This window comes from Streptomyces sp. NRRL S-31, assembly GCF_000718775.1.
Taxonomy (GTDB): Bacteria; Actinomycetota; Actinomycetes; order Streptomycetales; family Streptomycetaceae; genus Streptomyces.
In genome coordinates this window covers 14,159-36,885 of record NZ_JOCB01000011.1, presented here as the reverse complement: position 1 = coordinate 36,885, position 22,727 = coordinate 14,159, and the positions used below count along the sequence as shown (strand labels likewise).

The following is a 22,727-nucleotide window of genomic DNA, read 5'->3' as shown; positions in this document are numbered from 1 at the left end:
GAGGTGTCCGCGGAGTACAGCCAGGTCTCCAGGCTCATCTCCGGCGGCTCGTCACCCATCCGCACGTCGGTCAGGTAGGCCCGGACCGTCACCGAGGCGTCGGTGCCCAGGGCCAGTCCGTGGCTGCCGATGCCCTCCAGGACGAAGCCGTCGCCGAACACGGCCAGGGCGTTGCCGGTGAGCTGCTGCGAGGAGAGCGCGGAGCGCAGCACCTGCTGCGCCATGCTGTCCGGGTCGGTGAGCGAACCGCCCACCGCCGAGCGCGCCGTCCACCGCCAGGCCCCGTCCGCGGCCCGGACGAAGCGGCCCAGCGGTCCCGCCGCGCCGTCCGACACCCAGGCGCCGGTGCGTTGTTCGGCGGTCTCCGTGGGGCCGGCGAGAGCCGCCGACAGGTCGAACGGCTCCTCGGTCGCCGGCGCGGTCCGGACCGCGCCCAGCACCCGGCTCACCGCGTCGGCCAGGGCGGCGCCGCCCGACACCCGGTCCACGAAGGCCGTCTCCGGGAGCCGGTGCAGCTCACCGGCGTCGGCGGCGGCCCGCAGCCGCTGGAGCTCCTCGTCGTTCACCGGGACGGCGTCCGTGGCGGACCGGGGCGCGGGCGGTGCGGACGTGTCCGCCTCCGGTGCCGCCTCGGTGCGGTACGTGGGCAGCGCGAGACCCAGCGTGCCGTCGGCGACGACCGGCCTCGGTGCCGGGCCGTGGCTCCAGGACAGCTCCATCCGCAGCCGCACCGGGACGTCGAAGACCTGGAGGCCGTCGTCCGGCGAGGACACCACGTACTTCTCCTGGCCCACCAGGGATCCGGTGCCGGTGGTCGTGGCGGTCTGCCTGCTGTACGTGTACTCGGGTCCCAGGCCCTGCAACGGCAGGTCGACGTGGCGTTCCAGCGGGTTGCTGACCTGGCCCGACCCGGTCACCGACCAGGCGACGGGGGCCACTGTGCGCTGTTCCTGGCCGGGGCGGGCGAACCCGGACCAGTTGTTCACCTGGACGCCGGGCAGCGCCCGGACGGCCTCCACCGGTCCGTCGCCGACGCGCTCGGCGGTCAGCCGGAGGGCGACCCGCTGCACATCGGCCGTGGTGGGCAGCTCGAACCAGACCGTGTGGCCGCCCTCGACGAGTTCGTCCGCCGCGGCGCGCAGCGACTCGCCGGAACGGGCGTGGTCCAGGGCGCGGGCGTTGACCAGCCGGCGGGCCCGGGCGGCCTCGCCGGCCCAGCCGTCGCCGGTCGCCGAGGGCAGGAAGCCGTGCTCCCGCAGCCAGCGCTCGGCCAGGTCGAACAGCGGCTCGGTGCCGTCGACGCGCAGGGTCGTGGTGGAGACGCCCAGCGCACGCAGCTCCGCCACCTCGGCGGGGAGCCGGCGCGGGACGGCCTCCTTGACGCCCTCCAGCGCGGCGCGGGACGGCACCTGGAACACCACCGGGTACGCGCCCAACCCGACCCGGTTGTCCAGGCTCCCGCCGGGGCGGACCAGCTCCACCGTGAAGCCCACTTCGCCCTGTACGCGGAACAGCGGCCCGCCGAACTCCAGCGCCTGGGACCGGGTGACCTCGCCGCCGGAGCCCAGGCCGTACGACACCTGGTGGCGTGCTCCGGCGTTCAGCGACAGGGAGCCGCCGACCGGATCGGGGACGCTGTCGGTCGTCGGCGCCGAGAAGCCGAGCGAGACGCTGAGGTCGGCGCCCGCCGCGTTGGTGACGGTCGACTGCCCGGTGACCCGTACCGAGCGCACCACCATCTGCATGAGGTCCGCCGCGGGAGCCGCGGGGCCGACGGTCTCCTCGCGGCCGGTGAGGGTCGCGTGCACCCGGAAGTGGCCCCGTACGGAGCCGTCAGCGGCCAGCAGCACCGGCGAGCTGTGCCATCCGCTCAGCATCTTGGGAAGCGCGTCGCGGAGGTTGCGGGCGCCGAAGAACCGGCGCACGTCTTCCCGGGACGCCTCCGTCACCCCGTCGAGATGATCCGCGAAGGAATCCTCCACCGTGTTCACCACGCGGTCCGGGAAGCGCACCGACTCCACGGCGTACAGCGGCGCCTCGCGCACCGCCGTCCGCAGCGGGGCGGCCTCGCGCTCGGCCGCGCCCGGCCGGGCGACAGCGGTCGTGCCGTCGCCGCCGGCCGTGCCGTCCGGCGCGGCCTCCGGGCCCGCGTCGCCGTCCGCGTCCGCCGACTCGGTCCGCGCCAGGAACTCCGGGAACCAGACCGCGATCCGGCCGTGCTCCCGGGAGGCCGTCCAATCACCGGCGGCCTGCGCGGCATCGGACCGCACCTGCCAGTGCATCCCGTACTCGAACGGCACCGTTCCGCCGAGCGTGGTGGTGATGGACAGCGACTGCGCGCCGCCCGCCGCGCTCACGGACGTCGACAGCTGGTTGCGGACCACGTTGACCTGCGGCTGCACCACGACCTGGCGCAGCGGGCCGGCGGTCGGCACGTCCCACACATGGCTGTAGTTGAACTGGAAGGTGCGCAGATCGGCGGTGCCGGCGGAGTTGCCCGCCTCCGTGTAGCCCGCGCCCCAGCGCTGCACCCGGTTGGGCACGCCCTCGGCCAGCCCGTCCAGCAGTCCGGGCGCGGACCGGGGATCGTCCAGCCGCAGCCGTACGTGGACGGTCCGGCGCACACCACGGTGTTCCAGCGGCAGGCGGAGCCCGGTCTCGCTGCGCACGTCGGCCCACTCGTGGATCAGGTAGCCGGGGGTCAGCCTGGCCTCGATGCGCCGGCGCAGGTCCGCGTCGGGGCCGGCCGCGCCCTCCAGCTGCCGGGCCACCTGCTCGCGCAGCCAGAGGACGGTCTCCTCCGGCACGGTGCCGAGGTGGGTGGTGCCCTGGGCGCCGTCGAAGGCCGAACCGAAGGTCCGGACGTGCTCGCTGAGTTCCGGTACGGCGACGGCCGTCTCCGGTGCGGCGACCACGGGTTCGGTTGCCTCGGCCGCCGGTTCGGGCACGGCGACCGCCGACTCCGGCGCTTCGGCCCGCTGTCGGGCTTCCGGCCGGTCGTGGAGGGTCTGGGCCAGCAGCGCGTCCAGGCCGCGCGGCTGGTCCGGGCGCGCGCCGATGACCGACGCGTCCAGCTCCGCCGCCCGACTGGCGTCCACCGGGGCCCGGGACAGCAGGGCGTCCAGGCTCTGCGGCTCCTCCGGGCGCGGGCCGAGGACCGAATCGTCCAGCTCCGCCGCCCGCCTGGCGTCCACCGGTACGAGGACCGGCTCGGCCGTGACGGTGCTGGGTCCGGCCTGGTCCGGGTCCCGGTGGGTCGTGTCCGCCGCCTCGGCGGGCCGGGCGGCGCCCGGCGGGAAGAGACGCGTGTCAGGGCCGGCCAGCCGCTGGGCCGCCGCCTCGCCCTCCGTGTGCAGGACATGGGCGACCTCGGCCAGCCGCCGGTAGTAGTCCGCCCGCGCCTCGGAGTCCATGAGCATCGGCGCCCGGACATAGCCGCTCGCCCTGGTCAGCAGCGCCGTGGCGGCGGTGGCGGAGAGGCCCAGCCGCTCCGCCAGGTCGGCCGCGGTGTCCGCGTCCGGTTGCGCGTCGGTCTCCAGCCCCAGCTTCCGCAGCGCCTCCCGGGCGTCCCGCAGCGCGACGAGCGCCCTCGCCTGCTCGCGCGACTGGGTCCGCTTGTCCCGCCCATGCCTGACAGTGTGCTGCCCGGCCAGGGCCGCGTGGTACGCCGCCAGGGCGTCCGCGAGCCGGGCCGTCTCGGCGTCCACCGGAGCCGCGGACAGCTCCTCGGCGGGCCGGGTGTCCCTGGCCTTGCCCTTGCCCGCGCGCTCCCCGGCCGCCCGCTCGGCCTCCACCCGTTCCCTGGAGGACACCAGGGCGGGCTCGTTGCGCACCGCACCGATCTCCAGCGGGCCGTCGACGGAGCTCGTGCCGTGTCCGTCCCACACGTACCTGTTGCCGCGCCGCACCTCGCTGATGGCGTACACCAGCGTGTCCACCCGGCCGTCGGCCGCGAGGACGTACGTGAACGTCGCACCGCCGCTGCCACCGCCCAGGTGGACGTGGAGTGCCTGGTGCGCCCGTACCTCGCTCTCCCGCGGGCGGAGCTGCCCGGTGGCGACCCTGCGCAGGTCCCGGAGCTGCTCCGGCGACAGCCGGTCCTCCTTGACGTGCCGGGCGAGGACGAGCCGGCCGCTGTACTGCCAGGTGTCGGGCAGGTGGGGCTGGAAGGCGGCCAGTCGTTCCGCGACGCGGGCGGCCTCTTCGGCCCGCTGCGCGTCCCGGCGGGCCCGCTCCCGGTCCCACACCGCGTGCGCCAGGTCGCGGACCCGGCCGTGGAGGTCACCGTCCATCACGGCACCCAGCCGGTCCAGCCAGTCGTGGAAGTCGGTCTCGAAGGTGTCGAGCCGGTCCTCGCCGCCGGTCAGGAACTCGCCGAAGGTGTAGTCCCGCCAGGCCGCGGGGTCCCGCGCGAGGTCCTCGAGCACGGCGGGCGCGCCGAGCAGCAGGGGCAGCAGTTCCGGGTGCCGTCCCAGTTCGCCGGCGACGTCCGCGGCCTCGCGGCTCAGCAGCAGTTCCGCCGCCTCGGGCACCGAGGCCAGCGCCTCGGCCCACACCGAGCCCGGCGACGACCGCGCCACCCGGGCCGTGGTGGCGCCGGGGCGGTCCGGCGTGCCGGCGTCCCGCACCGGGAGTTCCCGGACGGTCTCCCGGTTCGTGACGGTGGCGGGGGCCAGGGCGGTCAGCAGGCTTTCCCCGGTGGTGTCCGCGACGAGTCGCCGGAAGCCGTCGGGGTCCCGCGCCAGCCGCCGCAGTTCGTCGGCGAAGCCCCGCGACTCCAGTGCGCGGGCGCGCCACGCGGGCGTGCCGAGGAACTGTCCGGCGAACGCGTCGTCGTCGTCCAGGAAGCGCGCCAGACCAGGGTCGGTCAGCAGCCGCCGCAGCTCCAGCGGGTCGATGTCGGCCAGGGCGCCGGGGTGTTCGGCGAACCGGTTCAGCAGCGTCTCGTGGTCGGAGACCCTGCGCGCCAGCGCGGGGGTCAGGGCGTCGGCGAAGGTCCGCGCGGCCCGGGCCGCACGCCACAGCGCGCTGTCCCGCACCGCGTGTTCGACCAGGCGGTGGCCACGCAGCAGCGCCCCGCCCAGCCACGGCGCGTCCCGCAGGTCACGGCCGATCCGCGGGTCGGCGGCCATCGCCTCGGCCAGGCCGCGTACCGCGCCGAGCGCCGAGCGCAGCGCGTGACCGGCTTCGCCCGGGGCCGTCGCGAGGTGGTCCGCCAGCTCCGGCTGTTCGCGGAGCAGACGGTGCACGACCTCGCCCAGCGGACGGCGATCGAGCAGCGGCGCCAGGCCGTCGTCGGCCGCCAGGGCCGCCACCGTGGCGGGGGTGTGCACCGCCGTCTCGGTCAGCTCGGCGGAGCGCAGCACCACGTCCGCCTGCGCCGGGTGCCGCTGGAAGAGGCGCAGCAGGTCCTCGTTGCGGATGAACCGCATGAAGGCGGCCGGGTCCGGGAAGGCCTCCGGGTGGTCGCCGACCGCACGGACGACCGCGGGGAACAGGGAGAGCACCTCGGTGAGCGCCGGGGCCAGTGCGACGGCCGCCGCGACCGGGAAACCGCTCGTCACGGCCCGGATGACCGCCGCGCCCGCTTCGCGGTCCCGGAGGCGTCCGGCCAGCAGACCGGTCAGCCCGGGGTTGCGCAGCAGGAGGTCGGCGACCGGCCCGCCGTCGGCGAGGACCCGCGCCACGTCCGGCAAGGCCCTCATCAGGACGTTCAGAGCCGGTCTGGTCTGCGCCAGACCGTACCGGACGCCCTGCGTGGTGAGCAGGCGGACCAGCTCGGGGTTGCGGGTCAGCTGCTCGGCGAACCCAGGGTACGAGGTGAGGACGCCGGCGGCCTCCTCGTCGTTCGTGACGTACCGGTAGAGGTAGTCGTCGGTGCGCAGGGCGGCGGTGAGCGCCGGGGTCGTCTGGAGCGGCACCATGAGCGAGGAGCCGGTGTCCTCGAGGCGGGCCAGGAGTGCGGGCCTGGCCTCCAGCGTCTCGGCCAGCTCGGGGTCCAGGAAGAGGCGGGCGCCGAGGGCGCGGTTGCGCCGGGCGGCGGCGAACAGGTTCTCGTCGCCGCGCACCCTGTCGTCGATGTCCAGGAGTCTGCGCAGGTCCTCCTGCTGTCCGGGTTCCGGCCGGGCCTCCCGCAGCGCGGTCCTCGCCTCGTCCTGCGGGCGGCCCCACAGGTGACCCCAGAAGAGGTCGCCCGGTTCCAGGCGGACCCCCTCGGGGGACAGCACGGCCTCACCGCCGTGCGTCGTCACGAGGGTGTGCAGGTCCTTCGCCCAGGTCCGGCTCTTTTTCTTGGCCCGTGCCTTCTTCTCCGCGGCGATGCGGGACAGCCCGTCCTGGAACCCGGCGTCGTGCAGGGCTCCGACGAGACCGGGCCGCGCGATCGCCTCGCGGAGCGCCTCCGGTGCCGAGGCCAGCAGGCCGAGCAGGGTCCGGTCGGCGTCCAGTCCCGCGAGCAGGTCCGGGGTGTGGAAGAAGCGGCGCCAGTGCCGGCCGCTGAGCCGGATCTGCGGCCGGGAGGCCAGCTCCGTCACCACGGCTGGACTGGCGTGGAGGTTGTCCACCGCCTCGGCGTCGACGGCGTCCAGGACGGACCGGTCGTTCCCGGCCAGCCGGAACAGGGCGTCGTCGTCGCGGAACAGTACGTCCAGCAGGCGCCCGGGGGCCGCCGGGCGCGTCAGGATGTCGCCGAAGCCGGGGGTGAAGTAACGGCTGAAGACCCGTTCGTCGGTGGGCCGGGCCTCCCAAAAAGGGACAAGCCGGTTCACATCGAGCGGAACGGTGCGGCTCTCGAGAAGGAGCCCCAGGCCCGGGTTGGCGAACAGCATCTCCCCCACCCGCGGGTCGGCGAAGGCGGCCGCCGCGAGCGCCCGGCGTACGTCGGTCGGTGCCGCACCGAGGACGGAGGGGAGCCGGGTGAACCAGTGGGCGAGGGTCGTGTGGCGCAGCGCCGCCCTCAGCAGGTTCGGGGCGAGCAGCGGTGAGCCCTCGCGCACCAGCCTGCGCAGCCCCGCGGCGCTGTCGTCGAGCAGCCGGCGGTACTCGTGCGGCTCCGACAGCAGCCCGGTGTATGCCAGCATCGTCCGCACCAGGGCGTCGTCCTCTTGCAGGACCGCCGACAGCTCGGGCTCGGCGGTCAGCACGGCGTCCAGGCCGGGGAGGGCGGCCCGGAGTTCCGCCAGCGGCCCGCCGTCGGCGCCGACCGTGGGAACGGCGTGCTCGGGCTCCGTCGCGTCCCGCAGGGCGTCGCGCAGGCCGTCGTCCGGTACGCCGTCGAAGTGCGCCGGGTCGTGGGACAGCCGGGCTGCGACGGCCGCGTTGTCCACCGCCTGGGTGAGCAGCCGGGCGTCCGCCGCCAGACGGTCGGCGAACGCGGGGAGGTCGGTGAGGACGTCGACCAGCCGCGGCGCGCGTGCGAGGACGTCCAGCAGACCGGTGTCCCGCGCGACCGCCGACAGCAGTCGCGGCGCCCTGACCAGCAGGAGCGTCTGGTCGGCGTGGAGCTGGAGGGCGGTACGCAGCGCGCGGTTGCCGAGGAGGGCGGCGTAGTCGACCGGGACGGGGACGCGGGCCTGCGCGTTGATGTGCAGGGCGCGCGACAGCGTCCATTCGTGGGCGAACGCCCGCGCGCTGTCCGCGGAGCCGGTCCGCACCGCCTCGGCGAGCTGCGGGAGGCTCGCGACGGTCGCCGCCACGGGGCCCCGGGCGGAGAGGGCGATGGTGTGGGCGGCCTTGCCCTGGAGCCAGGTGGCCAGACCGGCGGCGGAGAGCAGCACGAAGTTGCTGGAAGGGCGCCGCTCGATCTCCTCCAGCAGTTCCCGCCGCCCGTTCGCGTCGGCGGCCAGCAGGTCGTCCAGGAACCGCGGGGTGCGCACATAGAGATCCAGGGTCGCGGCGGGCAGCTCACCGAGGCCCGACAGCAGCCTGCCGGACTCGGAGAACGTGTCCAGGTGTTGCGGCCGCACGCGGAGCAGCGCCCCGAGAGTGGGATTGGCCACGATCGCCCTGAGCACGTGCAGGTGGCCGGGGTGCGTCAGCGCGTCGACCAGGCGGGCGTGCGCGCCTTCCGTCCACTGCCGGTCGACCGCCGCCATCCGGGCGAGCTCCGCGGCGGGCCAGTCCTCGTGCCAGGAGCGCATGGCAGTCCTGGTCAGGAAGGCGGTCAGGGCGTCGGGCCCGATCGCCGTGGCGGGAAGGCCACGCACCGCGTCGGCGGCCACGTCCTCGATGAGCTGCCGGGTACGTGACGGCAGTTGGGCGGCACGTGCCGGAACGGCCGTCGCGGCGGAGTCGGAGCCGCCCGGCCCCACCGGCCCGGAGGCCCGGATACCGGGCGTCTCCACGGCCAGCATGTCCGCCTGGACAAGGGCCCAGGGGTAGTTCCCCGTCCTGCCGTACTCCTCCGCGATCCGCAGCGTCGCCCGGCGCTGCGCCTCAAGCAGCCGTACGGTCTCGGGATCCGTGCCCGTCAGCACGGCAGGGGCGAGCATCCCGGAAGCGTCGGTCACCAGCGCCCGGAACCGGTCCTCGCCGAACTCCCCGATCAGCCGCGACTCCATGTCCGCCACCGTCTCGGCGGTGGTCCCGGGCGGCGTCCGCGGCGCGTCCTGGGCCGACCCACCGGCGTCCGCGGTGCCGGGGGCGACAGTGCCGGGCCCCGGCTGCCCGGACACCCGGATACCGGGCGTCTCCACGGCCAGCTCGTCCGCCAGGGCGACGGCCCGGGTGTAGCTCCCCGTCCTGCCGTACGTCTCCGCGATCCGCAGCATCGCCCGGTACTGCGCCTCACGCAGCCGTTCGGTCTCGGGATCCGTGCCCGCCAGCACGACCGGGTCGAGCATCCCGGACGCGTCGTTCAGCAGCTCCAGGAACCGGGGCTCGCCGAACTCCCGGATCAGCCGCGAATCCATGTCCGCCACCGTCTCGACGGCGGTCCCGGGCTGCGTCCGCGGCGCGTCCTGGGCCGACCCACCGGCGTCCGCGGTGCCGGGGGCGACAGTGCCGGGCCCCGGCTGGAGGGGCGCCGGCCGCATGTCCACGTCCGGCAGGGCGTTCGCCTGACGGGCGTCGTCCCGGGCCGGGGCCGCGAGGCCCATGAGGTCGGCAGCGAAGTCGAACCCGCCGTGGTTCGCGTCGAAGGGGGCGGGCTGCTCCAGGGGCAGCCCCTGGATGCCCTGGTACGGCGGCATGTCCACCAGGCCCTGGCCTGTCCACCCGCCGGGGTCCGCCTGCTCCAGACCGGCCAGCCACGAGAAGTCGTCCGCCTGACCCGGCGGAACACCCAACCCGTCGAACCCGGCACCCGGCTGCTCCAGACCGGCCAGCCACGAGAAGTCGTCCGCCTGATCCAGCGGAACATCCGACTCACCGAACCCGGCACCCGGCTGCCCGAGATCGGCCAGCCAGGAGAAGTCGTCCGCCTGATCCAGCGGAACATCCGACTCACCGAACCCGGCGTCCTGCTCCATCGTGCTCAGGTCGGGTTCGATCGCTCCGGGCTGCCGGACGCCCTCCGAGGTCCCTGTCCCACCGGACTGCCCCGTCTCCTCACCGGGGGCCGTGATGGGTGCCGTGGGCTCCGCACCGGGCGTGGACGCTCCGGCCGGTCCGCTCTGCTCCCCCGTCGTCCCGGCGGACGGCGGCGCGTCGGTCTGCGCCGACGCGCGCGCCTTGGCACGTTGCTCCCGAAGTCGGCGTTCGCGGTCGGCGAAGATCTGGTCGGCCCAGGCTTGGCCGAAAGCCTTGACAACGAATTCGCGTTCGCTCTTGTCCACGCGCGCCTTGTACCCGAACGCCGTGGACCACGCGGCGAGATCGAAAGCGACCACGTGCCCGTCGATGGGCACCGCCCTGATGTCGGACACTGACGGCACCGTCTCACCGGGGTGCCGGTTCAGGTAGGCGGTCGCCGCCGCCGCCGCGTGCTTGGTCAGCCAGCGCATGCCGATGGCCTCCCACGCGTCGACCGCTTCCTGCGGCAGCGCGGTGCGTTGCTGCCGGACGAGATTGAGCAGCGACGTGAGGTTGTGCTGGTTCCCCGACGCATCACGGATCGAGAAGTTGGCAGGCGGCTCCAGGTGACCGTGGGCGGTGAAGAACTCCCGCGCGGGGCCGAGCCTCCAGTCCGTGGTGAAGTCCGCGTTCACTCTGGCCTGAGATGCCGACCCGATCCCCGGCATCGCTGTCGACATACGGCTCGGCCGTGTCGGATAGCGACGCAGGTACTCCGCGTTCAGCCAGTCGAGGAAGTCGACGGACGGATCGACACCGGCGGACCGGCGTACGAAACCCGCGACCTCCAGCCACGTGATCGGACGCCGCCGGCCGACCTCCACTCGGCGCACGGCGCGGATCAACTCCTCCACCACGGTGGCCGACAGCGGCTGTCCGTTCGGGGGGGCCGCGGGCTCAGTCGCACCCGGCACGGCCCACGACCGTGCCCACCAGTCGGGGCGCGTCATGGGGTCGTTGCCCTCCGGCCGCGACGCGGAAGACGGCCCGGCCTGGTGGGCCGCACCGCTCTCGGTGCGGTGGGCGGTTGCGCCCTGCGCGGACGCGCCGTCATCCTCGGTCCACCGGGGCGGAAGGATCCGGACGGCCCACGCCTCGCCGAGCACCTCGCGGATGTCCCGCTGTCGGTCGAAGGTCAGATAGGACGCATGGCGCAGTACCCGGCCCCAGTGGGCCAGGTCGAAGGCGGCCTCCCAGCCGGGCACCTCGATCGCCTGGATCTCCTCGTCCGGCGGCGCTTCGGTGGGCACCCTGCCGTTGAGGTACACGCGCGCGGCCGCCAAGGCGTCCTGAGTCGACCATCGCATGCCGACCGCGTTCCAGGCATCCGCGACGTCCTGCGAGATTTTACCGAAGCCCTCGGAGCGCATGAGGTTGACACGGTTGCCGAGCAGAACGGGCTGCGGCGGCTCTCCGACGTTCTCGACGGTACTCCGCGGGACTTCGAGGTGACCCTCCCGGTCGAAGAACGACCGTGCCGCCTGCAACCGGAGGACATCATCAGGCCCGTGCACGAGAGTGACCGCCCAGGCTGGCCCCAGTGTGTCGTAAATGAGCCGACGATGCGCAAGGGGCAGGTTGCTGATCTGGACGTGGGTCAGGGTGCTGGCCCAGTGGGCGAGGTCGAAGGTGGCCTGCCAACCCGGCACCGTGATCGCCCGGATCTCCTCGTCCGGCGGCGCCTCTGCGGGCACCCGGCCCCGCAGGTACTCCTGTGCGGCCCGCATCGCCGCCGTGGTCGCCCAGCGCATGCCGACCGCCTCCCACCTGCGGACGAACTCCGGGGCGAGATTGGCATACTCCATAGCCCGCAAGCCGATCACGTAATGATGCAACGCCTGGAACTCACCCTTGAGGCGAGGCTCCAGGTGCCCGAACCGCTCGAAATGCCTTTGGGCTGCCTGCAAGCGATGATCCAACAACTGGGGCACCTGGCCCGCCCTGGAGCGCGCAGAGCGAGGAGCAGGCGGTTGCTGGTGGTATTCCCAGTGCAGCCGTTCCATCTGGACCGCGTCCAGCTGCCGTCCGGTACGGTCCAGCAACAGGTCGGCCACCCCCTGGAAGGTCAGTTTCCGCTGCTCCCGGGAGGGCAGCCCGCGCAGGTGCTCGAAGAGCCCGTCGCGCTCCGCCTGTGTCGGCCACTGCGTCCACAGGGGACGGACGAACGGCTGCGGTGTCGCCGCGGAGTTCCACGAGACCGCCCCCCGCTCCCCCAGCTGTACGGGCGCACGCACCTCCTCGAAGGCGTCCACGTCGATGGCTTCCGTGGCTGAGCTGCCCGGCTGGGCGTTGTGCTGTTCCGGCGCCGGGGTACGGCCGAACAACTCCTCCATCACGGCGTCGTCGGTGCCCGGCTGCCGCTCGCCGGCACGCGGCAGGGACCACCCGCGCGACGACGTGTCGTAGGGCTCCGTCCGCGCGCTCCGCGGCCTCGACGGTCCCGCCCCCGGCGTGGCGTCCGGAAGTGTACGGCGCGACGGGGCGCCGCCCGACAGCGTGGCGCCGTCCTGTCGTCCCGTGCCCTCGGTCCCGAGCAGGTCGGGACCGGCCTCGGCCGGGTCGAGCAGCCGGGCCGGCAACACGTGGTTGCCCAGACCGTCGCGGGGCGCGGCGGGCATGGTCTGCAACGGTCGCCGGGACCACGGGGGCAGGACTACCGTGTGGACCGGCTTCAGCGGGCTGCCGCCGAGTGTGCTGAGGGTGACGGAGCGTACGCGGTCGCGGAGCTCGGGGTGGTCTGCGAGGAATCCGACGACGGCGTCCCACAGGTCGTCGGGACGGGGCCGGCCGTTGATCATCGGCGCGACCTGGGCCAGGTTGAGGTTGCCGGGCTGGCGGTGCAGGCCCTGGACGAGGGTGACCACCGCGGCGCGCGCGACCCGGAGATCCTCCGCCAGGTCGTACGCCGGTGCGGTGTCCGTGGCGGCCGTCGTGCCCTGACCGGGCTGCGGCGGGAGCCAGGACTGTGCCGACGAGAGCGCGAACACCTCGGGCGAGACGGTGACCAGCTCGTCCAGCATGTCCGACAGGCCGGCTCGGCGGGCCAGCGTGCGCCAGACCGAGGGGCTGGGGCCGCTGCGCATCAGCACCTCGTCCCGCATCGTCTGCCGCGAGTGGGACAGCACGTCGGGGGCGAGCGGGCGTCGCGCGGAGCGGTCGTCCGGGAGCACGTCACCGTTCTGCAACTGCATGGACCGCAGCATGTTCTCGGCCGGTGTCCGCGTGTAGTTGCCGCGGATCACGTCCAGGTAGGGGTCCAGGAGGGCGTGCCCGGCGGGCGCGATCAGGGTCGCGTTCCACGGCCGGCCTGCGTGGCGCGCGATGCCGAAGCCCTGCGGGGAGTCGACGACCCGCCGCAGTTCGCCGGTCAGGTCGCCGGCGACCGCGTTGTCCAGGTCGTTGGCCACACCGCCGAACCGCCTCAGGATCTCCAGGCGGAGGACGTCGCTGGCGGCCGCGTACGCCACGCCCATCGCCCGCGCGATCTCCGCCCGGTAGATGCCCTCCAGCACCATGGGAGAGGTCGCGGAGAAGATCTCGTCGACGTTGACCAGTCTCACCCCTGCCGCGCGTGCCCACTGGAGCATGTCCAGCACGTCGGCCGTCCGGCGGTTCGCGTGCGTCGCGTCGGCCGATGTCTTCGCCGCGGCCTCGGCGGCGGCGAACTCGGCGCGTGTGACGTCGGTCCACAGGATGACGGTGAACTCCGGCTGCGCGGCCGCCAGTCTCTCCAGGTTCCAGCGGAAGCCGTTCGTGGCCCCCGCGTCCCGCAGCGGCCCGCCGAGCCAGATGGCGTGCGCGAGCTTGGCGATCCTCGCGGCCTTCGGCAGCACGGGCATGCTGCCACGGCTCATCGACCGGCTGCGCGACTCGACCACGGTCCGGGGCTGCCGGGGCAGCGCGGAGGGCCGCAGCTCGTCCGCGCTCGGGGCCGGACGGGTCATGTCCACGGCCGCGAAGAACGCCGCGCGCTGCGCCGCCTTCAGCTGGGAGAAGTCGTAGCCGCGCAGGAACCCGGGCGCCTGAGGTGCCTGCCGCTGCCCGTAGACGTCAGGTCCGAGGATGCGCGCGACCGCGGCTGCGTCCGGGTCGCCGGCGAGGCCGGAGCCGCGGCGCAGGTCGAAGCCGGACCCGAGACCGCGTCGTAGTTCGCCGACCACCTCGGGGGCTTCACCGTCCGCCGTGCGCGCGCTGCCGAAGGCACCGGAGCCCAGCATCTGCACCGGCGACCAGATGCCGGGCGTCCGCGCCGTCAGCTCGTCGGCCAGTGCCACGGCCTGCGCGACGCTGTTGGTCCGTCCGAGCGTCTCGACGATGCTCAGCAGGCCGTGCCGCTGCGTCTCCAGCAGCTGAGCGCTCGCCGGGTCCCCGGCCGCGAGCACGGCGGGCTGGAGCAGCCCGGACGCCTGTCGGGCGAGAGCTTCGAACCTGTCCTGACCGAACTCCCGCCGCAACCGCGACTCCTTGCGGCCCGACGCCTCCTGAACGGGTCCCGTCCTCACCGCACGCGGGGGCTCGGCGGCGGCCTCGGCGGGCCGGGCGTGCCGGAGGTCGCGCTGTCTGTGGCGCTCCGCCAGGAGCAGGCGGCCCCAGTCTTCGCCGAAACCGCGCAGGACGGCCTGGTCGTCCTGCCAGATGGCGGGACGCTGGTGGAACAGCCTGATCCACGCGTCGAGGTCGAAGGTCGACTTCTGCCCCGGGGTGCGCACCGCGCGGATCTCGTCCGCCGGCGGCGGCACCACGAGGGAGTCCCCCTTGGCCCGCCGGTATGCCTTCGCGGCTTCCTCGGCGTCGCGGGCGGACCAGAACATGCCGAAAGAGTCCAGCAGATCGACGACCCGCTGAACCTGGGCATGGCGGCGGTTGCGCATGTTGGCGAGGGATCGGCCCAGCTTCGCGTCCGCGTCGTCCCCGGTGGTCAGGACGTTCAGGTGCCCGTGCCGCCGGAAGTAGTCCGCCGCCGCGGTGAGCCGCCAGTCCGCCTCGAACTGCCGGTGTGCGTACAGCCGACCCCACTGATCCACCACGTCGAAGCCGGGGGCGGTATGCAGGTTTCTCAGCAGCTCTGCCGCCAAGGCGGCGACTTCGCCATAGGTCAGGGCCTGCTCGCTCCGGCTCTCCCGCCTGCGCACCGTGTCGAAGAAGTCGGTGCGTTCGGCGTCGCTCAGCCCGTCGTCGAACTGTGCGTCGGACCGGGGCTCAAAGGAAAGACCCCATGGACGGGACCTCCAGTCGGAGGCCTGGGCCTCACGATCGGAAACCTCGGCCCTGCTCGCGGACGACGGCCCGGCTTCCGACGTCACCCGCGTGGTGTCGTCCGCACCGGCGTCCGGGAGGAACTGCGCGTCCGGTGCCGGGCCGACGGTGTTCCCGTCGAGCCACGACCACCAGGGATCACCGGCGAGCATGTCCGTGTACTGCGAGGTATCGGGCAGCAGACTGTCCAGCGCCGCCAGCGCGGCTTCCAGATCGACTCCAGCGGCGTCCGGCAGACCGAGACCGAGCTGGTCCAGGTCCATCTGCCCGGCATCCAATCCCGCACCCGGCTCACCGAGACCGAACTGACCCCAATCGATCTGCCCGGCATCCACCCCGGCGTCCGGCTCACCGAGACCAAGCCGGCCCCAATCGATCTGCCCGGCATCCAATCCCACACCCGGATCACCGAGACCGAGCTGGTCCAGGTCCATCTGCCCGGCATCCAACCCGGCGTCCGTTTCGGGCCGCACCTCCCGGTCAGCGTCGTGCGAGCGGGTGTCGTGCGACGGACCTGCGGTGTCCGGCAGGCCGTCGTCGGGCACCGTCCGCCCGGCCTCAGGCTCTGTCGTCAGGTCGATCACGGCGTCCGCCGGGCCGGTCTCCCGCTCGCTGTGCGCAGGGGCGCCCTGGCTCTCCGTCGTCCCCGGCACGCCGGAACCCGAGGCGGTCGCCTCCGGTGCGGCCATGTTCCGGGTGGAGGGCGCGGACTGCCGTGACATCCGTGCGCCGCGCCGGCCGAGGGGCGCGGCGCCTGCCGGCCGAGCGGCGCGGTCGGCGTACTCGGCACTCAGCTGGGTGATCAGCTCGAGGCTCAGGCTCCTGTTCAAGACCCTCTGGGCATAGACGTTCGCATCCAGGAAGGTCAACTTGCGCTTGCGCCCCCGCTCGTGAGACCGCACATACGTGAACAGCTGCCTGCGTTCCTCGGGCGTGACCGCGTCCTGCGGGACGGGGGCGGTCGCCCGGGCCACGGAAGCGGGCAGGGCGCGGGCCGGCACACCCCACAACTGGGTCCACCCCTCGGTGGGCGCCGCTTCCCCGGGCAGGACGCTCTGGGCCCAGGCGGGACCGAGGACGTCACGGACCCTGGTCCGCTCGGCCTCGGCCATCCGGGACAAGTAGGGCAGCACACGGCCCCAGTGGGCCAGGTCGAACGTGGCCTGCCAACCGGGCACCGACACCGCCCGGAGCTGTTCGGCCGGTGGCGGCGCGTCGAGCTGCGCTCCGGTGAGACCCCTGCCGGCCAGATACGCCCGGGCGGCCTCCAGCGCGGTGGTCGTGCTCCAGCGCATGCCCATGGCGTTCCAGGTGTCCACGATCTCCTGGGACAGGGCCTGGTAGGACCCCCGACGCAACAAGTCGATGTAGCGGCCCAGGGTGTTGTGCACTCCATCCACCCTGGCCGGCACTTCCAAGTGGCCGTGGGTCGCGAAGTAGTCCCGCGCCGCCTCGAGGTGGTGCGCTGCCTCTCCGGTGACGTAGTCGCGCCACTTGTGGTGCTCACCGCGCCGCGAGGGCTGGTGCTGCTGCCAGTACTCCGCGTGCAGCCATTCCACCTGCTGCTGCCCCAGCGCCTTGCCCGAGATGGCGAACGCCGTGTCGGCGACGTCGCCGAACGTCATCTCCCGCGCCCTCGCGCTCTCGTCCCGCAGCCGGGCGAACAGTTCGTCCTGCTGGTCCAGGCTCAGCCACTCGCCCCAGAAAGGACGTGTGGACGGCGGCTGCGAGGGGGAACTCCAGCTCGTGGAACGCCACTCCTGGGCGGCTCCGCCCCCGGTCTCCTCGTCGTCCTCGATCACGATCGGCGCCGCCTCGGTCCCGGGCGCCCACTCCTCGGCCTCCTGTGCGGCGGGGCTGTCCTCCCCGAAGAGCTCCGCCATGATGTCCGGCTGCTCCTGCGGCACATCGGCCGACCGCTGGACACCGACCCCGAAACTCGGCATGCGCAGCCCGTACGACCCCTGCCCGGCGGCGGACGAGGAACCGGCCTGCTGCCGTGTCATGTCCACGGGCCGGGCGCCCGCGCGGATACCGGTCGGTGCCGGGTCGGCGCCCAGTTCCCTGGCCCGGTCGCGGGCCGCCTGCTCGTCCTGGGTGTGCAGGACCGCGGCAACCTCCAGCACCCGCCGGCGGTGCGCCTCACGCAGCGCCTCCGTCTCCGCCTCACCACTGATCGTCAGCTTCGGCGGCACCAGCTGCCCCGCCCTGCCGATCAGCGCGGCCAGCTCGCCGTGCTCCAGCCCCCGCAACTCCGTCGGCAGCGAGTCGGCCGGCCGCTCACCGGCGGACCGGGCCTTGCCCTTGTCGTCACCGCGCTGGGCGTGCAAGCGCGCGGCCTCCAGGCCCGCCCCGAACGCGTCGGTGTACTCCGCCTCGTGGGCGGCCCAGGACGTGGACAGCGCCTCAGGCGCCCACAGCAGTTCGTACGCGTCCAGGAAGTCGGCGCGGAAGTCCTCGGCGTGTTCCTCCCACCGCTGCCGGGCGGTGTCGTCATCCGGGCGCAGCGTGTCGAAGGAACGCGCGGCGTCGTACAGCGCGGCGTCGGTCCAGGACTCGAAGTCGAGGTGCGCGGCCAGCGTGCGGGCCTGCCGGGCGAGCACGGCGTCCCACTGCCGTACCGCGCCGGCGAGTTCGTCGGAGCCGACCGGACGGCCGGTGAACAGCGCGTCGAAGGCGGCGAGGAGCCGCTCGTCCAGGCCGGCCCGGGCGCGGGCGATGTCCGCCTCGGTCAGCGCCTGCGTGCCGTGGGTGGCCTGCCAGCGCTCGAGTTGCTCGTCGAACAGGCGCGCGGCGGCTGCGTACACGCCGTCCCGGGCGTGCCGGACGGTGAGCCAGGTGTGCAGCCGGTCCCGGCCGGTCAGCTCGCCGTACGCGGTGTTCCAGCGCTCCAGCCCGGCCCGGACGTCGGCCGGGTCGGTGGTCACACCGTCGTGGCCGAAGAGCTGCTCGAAGTGGTCGTTGACGGCGGCGGCGACCGAGACGTCCAGGGTGCGCCGGAGTTGGGGGCGTACCTGGCCGAAGGAGACGGGGAAACGGTCGAGGAAGGTCCGGCCGGTGGCGGTGGCGGAGTCGGCCCAGGAGGCGACGGCGTCCGCGACCGCGTCCTGCGAACGCAGGATGGCCGCCTCGCGGGCCGCCTGGAGGGCCAGCCTGCCGGGCAGCGCGTCCAGGACCGTGCGGACCTCGTCCTGCCATGCCTGGGGCAGGACGCCGCCGGTGGCCAGCCCCGCCACGGACTCCGCGCCGGGGAAGACCCGGTCGAACGCCTCCCGCAGCGTCTGCCGGGTCTCTTCGAGGATCCGGGTCCGGCCGGGCTCGGACACCTCGGTGTCCTCGGCGCCGAAGGCCGTCAGCAGGTCCCGGCCGCTCTGGTCGAGCCGGTCGCGGAACGCTCCGTCCGCGAGGTCTTCGAACACCGCGTCGAGCCGGGAGAGCTGGCCGAAGCGCAGCGCGTACCGGTCGAACTCCCCCTCCAGACCGGAGACCAGCCCGCGCAGCATCCGCGCCGACTCCCGCACCACCTCCCCGCCACGGGTGCGCAGGTCGGTGCCGGAGACCAGGGTGTCCTGGAGCATCCCCTCCCACCGGTCGCGGAAGTCACCGGCGGCCAGTTCCCGCACCGACTCGGCCATCTCCGCGACCAGCTCGAACGGCGCCGGCGTACCGTCGGCGAGCCGGCCCCGCCACGCATCCGCCAACCGCTGCCCCCACTGCCGGTACGCGGTGTCGAACGCCTGCTGACCGCGGACCGCGGCCAGCTCACGCGCCGCCCCCAGATCGAAGGCGTCCCGCAGCCGGTCCGCCGCCGTGTCGTCGGCGGTCGGCTCGGCGAACCGGTCGGGGTTCTCCCTGACCCGCTCCCGGACCGCGGCCAGCCGCTCCTCGGACACCCCCGGGGCCTGCTCCCGCGCCCACTGGCGGAACGCCTCGTCGAAGGCGCTCTCCCGCTCCTCCTCCGCCACGGTTTCGCCATCGGCGTCGGTGGCGGAGTCCTCGGTACGGTCCTGGGCCAGCAGGTCGGCGTAATGGCGGTGCAGCTCCCGCTGCGCTTCCTGCCACGCCGGAACACGCCAGTCGTCCTCGGCGGCAGCCTGCGGATGCGCCGCCGGGAACTGGACGGGCAGGGCGGTGTCCCGGGCCTGCTGGACGGTCTCGAGGTAGGCGTCGCGCAGGGCGGTGATCTGGCGCCCGGTCCAGTCGGCTGTCGCGGCGTGGGACACCGGCCCCGTGTGCTCGGCGTGGCCTTCCACCAGCCGCTCGAAGTCCTGGTACGCCCGGTGGCGGGACTCGGCGACCGTGCGCAGTGCGGTGGCCTGCTCGTCGAAGCGCGCCAAAGCCTGCGCCCGCTCCCGGGGCCCGTACAGGTCGAGTTGCCCGAGGAGCGGCTCGGAAAGTGCCCGCTGCCGGTGCTGGTACCAGGCGGTCAGCTCGCTGTTCCAGGCCGGGTCGGCCGCGAACCGGGCGGTGTGCTCGGTGAATTGGAGGCCTGCCGCGGCCGCCACCTGCGCTCGCTGCTGCTGGAACAGCGCCGCCTGGCGGATGTCGCTGTCCAGCCGGTCCAGGCGCGTCTGACGCTCGTCCTCGTCCGCGACGGCCAGCGTCTCGGTCCGCTCGGCGACGTAACTCTCCCGCAGGGAGACGAGTCGCTCGGAGTACCAATCGCGGACCGGGGCGCTCCACTGCGCCAGCCCGTCCCCGAGGTGGATCCGCCGCCCGTCCGGGGCCGTGGTCCGCAGGGCGTTGTCGAACGCGGCGCCGGCCCGCCGTTCGGCGGCCCAGGCGGTGTGCGCCTCGGCATAACGCTGCCGGAACTCCCGTACCGCCGCTTCCGTGCCGCCGGACGCGTCGGCCACCGTCTGCCGGAATTCCTCGGCCAGCGCCGTCGCCTGGGTGGAGCCCTGGAAGGCCGTACGGATCCGTGTGTCCGGCACCACCACCGTGGCGACCTCACGGTCGAAGACCGTCTGCGCCTGTTCCCGTGCCGTGAGGGCGTCCTGTGCGGACGCCAGGTGCGCGGTCAGATCCGTGAGGGCGCGGGTACGGGTGGCGGTGAGTTCGGCGGGGCCCGCGGCCGGGTGGTCCTGTGCCCACGCGTCGGCGAACGTCTCGCGGGCCTCGGCGACCCGCTCCGCGACCAGGGGAGAGCGCAGCCCGGGGGGGTACTCCGCCAGCCGCCTGTCGAACTCCTCGTACGCCCGCTCCCGCGCCTCGACCCTGTCGCGCAGTCCGGCCAGGGCATCCAGCAGGGGCGCGGGGGCCGCCGGCATCTCCTCCCGGGAGCCGGCCGTCCCGGGCCGTGTTCCGGCGGGGTCGGTGGTGTCGGTGGCCGGTGCCGGGATGTCCGCCTCGGAGTGCGTGCCGGACTGCTCCACCGGCTGCTCCGCCGGTTGTTCGGGCGGTGGGGTGGGGGTGTCCTGGTCGGTGGTGGAGGCCTGGCCGGTGGTGCCGACCGGGGGTGCGTTCGCCGGCGCGTCATGGGCGTACTGGGCGCGGCGGGCGGCGGCCGCGGCGTCCTGCAGCCGCGGCACCAGGTCGCGCAGGTCCTGCTCGGCGTGGCCGAGGGCCTGCGCGGTCTCCGGGGCGGGGACCTCCTGGTGGTTCCTGACCGCGTCGGTGTACCGGATCACGACGTGGTGCACGTCGGGGTTGGGGGACAGCGCGTAGATGTCGTCTTGCGGGGTGCCGTAGTAGGTGACCTTGCCCGGGTCGCCACCACGGGCGGCCCGGTTCTCGGCCTGGATGTCGATGTCGGCGGAGATGTGCGAGCGGCCGGTGATCCTGACGTGCAGTCCGCCCAGTTCCTTCGCCGCGTCGACGACCTTGATGTCGACGCCGCGGCCGCCGGTCATGTTGATGACGGTGATCTTGCCGGGCCGGCCCGCGTCCTTGATGGCTTCCTCGAAGGCGTCCTCCTGGAAGCGGCCCTTCTCCAGGAACCAGTTCGCGTCGATCGCCGTGTGCTCCACACCCGCGGCCTCCAGCCGCGCCGAGATCTCACCGACCAGGTCGTTGCGGTGGGCCAGGATCAGCTGCGGCGGACGCCGGTCGGCCGGATAACCGTTCAGCGTGTCGTCGACGACCTCGTCGAGCTTGCGGTGGAGATCCTCACTGATCCGGTCCGGGATGAACTCCAACCGGTGCTCGTAGTAGCGGTTGACGTCCCGGACGGTGTCCGACAGGCCCAGCGCGCCGAAGTCGTGTCCCTTGACCGTGCCGGAGGCGCCGCTGGTCTGGCTGAACTCCGTGAGCTTGACCATGTCCTGCGCGGTCAGGCTGCGGCTGCTGTCGGAGTCCGAGCGGACCGTCAGCCCCAGATGATGCTCGATCGCCTGCGCCAGACCGTTGTTCCACCGCGACTCCGAGGACGTGACCGGGTCGTAGAGAACTTTGTGCGAGTTCTGGTCGATGATGTAGATCTTGCCCTCGTGCACCGCGTAGTGGATCTTCGGCTTGTACACCCACTGTGCCAGCGCGGCCATGTTCAGCCGGTGCACCTCCTGCTCGGTCAGGCCGCGCTGCAACTCCGCTTCCAGCTTGGCCCTGCCGGCTTCGGTCAGCTGCGCCCCGCCACCGCCGAGATGACCGGAACGCAGACCGAAGTCCGTCTCGTCCAGCACCCCCCGGTCCAGACCGTCCTTCAGCGTCTCGCCGGCCCAGTTCACCTCGGTCACCGTCTGAGGTGCGGCCTCGCGCTGCGCGCCCTCGCTGAGGATGTAGGTCGGGTTGGCGTAGACGAACGCCTCGTCCGCCTCGTCGACGGCGACATGGACACGGATCTCGTCACCCGGGTTGTTCTGGCCCTGCAACAGGCCGTGCTTGAGTTTCCCGAACGCCACGTCCTCGGAGGTGCCGATGTAGATCGTGGGCTTGTCGCCGCCCGGCGGAGGAGGCGGCGTGTCGGAGTTCATCCGGTGGACATGGGCCCAGTCGCCCAGCACCTTCTCGAAGTGCACGATCTCCCGGTTCGCCAGCACATCCCTCGGCGTGATCAGATACGACGCCGACACGCCGTCCTTCGCCGCCTGCAAAGCGGCGTTCATGAAGAACACCCACGACTTGCCCTCACCGGCGGCCATGTTGACCATCTCGCCCCGGCCCAGGCCGATCACCGCGTCCAGCTGCGTGTACCGCAGCGATATGCCCTGGCTGCGCCGCACCCACTCATACAGCGCCGCGATCTTGTCATCCTCCGTCCCACGCCAGTACAGCTCCTTCAGCTGCTCCTCACCGATACGGTCCAGCCGCTCGTGCTCCGGCACGCTCCGCGCCGACCGGGCCCCGATGTCGAACAGCTTCTGCGCCGCGTCATGCGCCTTGTTCGCACTCGCCAGGAAACCCTCGTAGGTGGAGGTGTTCAGATCGGTACGCTCGACCCAGCCGCCCTCCTCGTGCGGCAGGAAAACCTTCGGCTGCGCCAGCCACGCCCCGTTCTCGTCCTTGATCTGCCGGTACATCAGGACCTTGTCCGCGGCGTTGTCGGTGATCCGCTCGTTCTCCTTGCCCAGCACCACGGTGCTGCCGTCGTGCAGGGTGAGCACGGTATCGCTGTCCGTCTTCCTGGAGATCACCTCACCCGTGCTGTGGCGCGGCGGCCCCCACAGACCGTCGAAGCCGCGCTCGAAACTCACCCCGTCCGGCAGCACGACGTGCCGCAGCTCACCCGCCCCGTCGAACAGCGCCCTCGAACCCTCCGGCAACGGCAACGCGAAATCGTTCCCGTCCCGGCCCCGGCCGGTCACCACCTCCGGCGCGGCCGCCGACTCACGCACCACCCCGGACGTGAAGGGCCCGTCGACCCGACCGGCGGACGCCCCGCCGTGGTCGGCCCGCTCGGTGCCGCCCGTCGCCGCGGTGTCCCGGCCGTCCGTCGGGGACAACGGATCCCGCGTCTCGGTCCGCGTGACACCCGGGGCGTCGGCGCGCGCCTCGGCGGCGGACGGCCGGCTCTCGGTACGCAC

The 22,727-nt window shown here is 73.5% G+C and carries 1 protein-coding gene (cut by a window edge); it reads right to left on the bottom strand.

The window, feature by feature from the left end:
• Positions 1 to 22,727, bottom strand: the 5' portion of a protein-coding gene (locus IF37_RS0106945; protein ID WP_158727303.1) for a hypothetical protein. It extends 36,127 nt beyond the left edge of the window; the window shows 22,727 of its 58,854 coding nt (coding positions 1-22,727); its start codon is at positions 22,725 to 22,727; its stop codon lies off the left edge, out of view.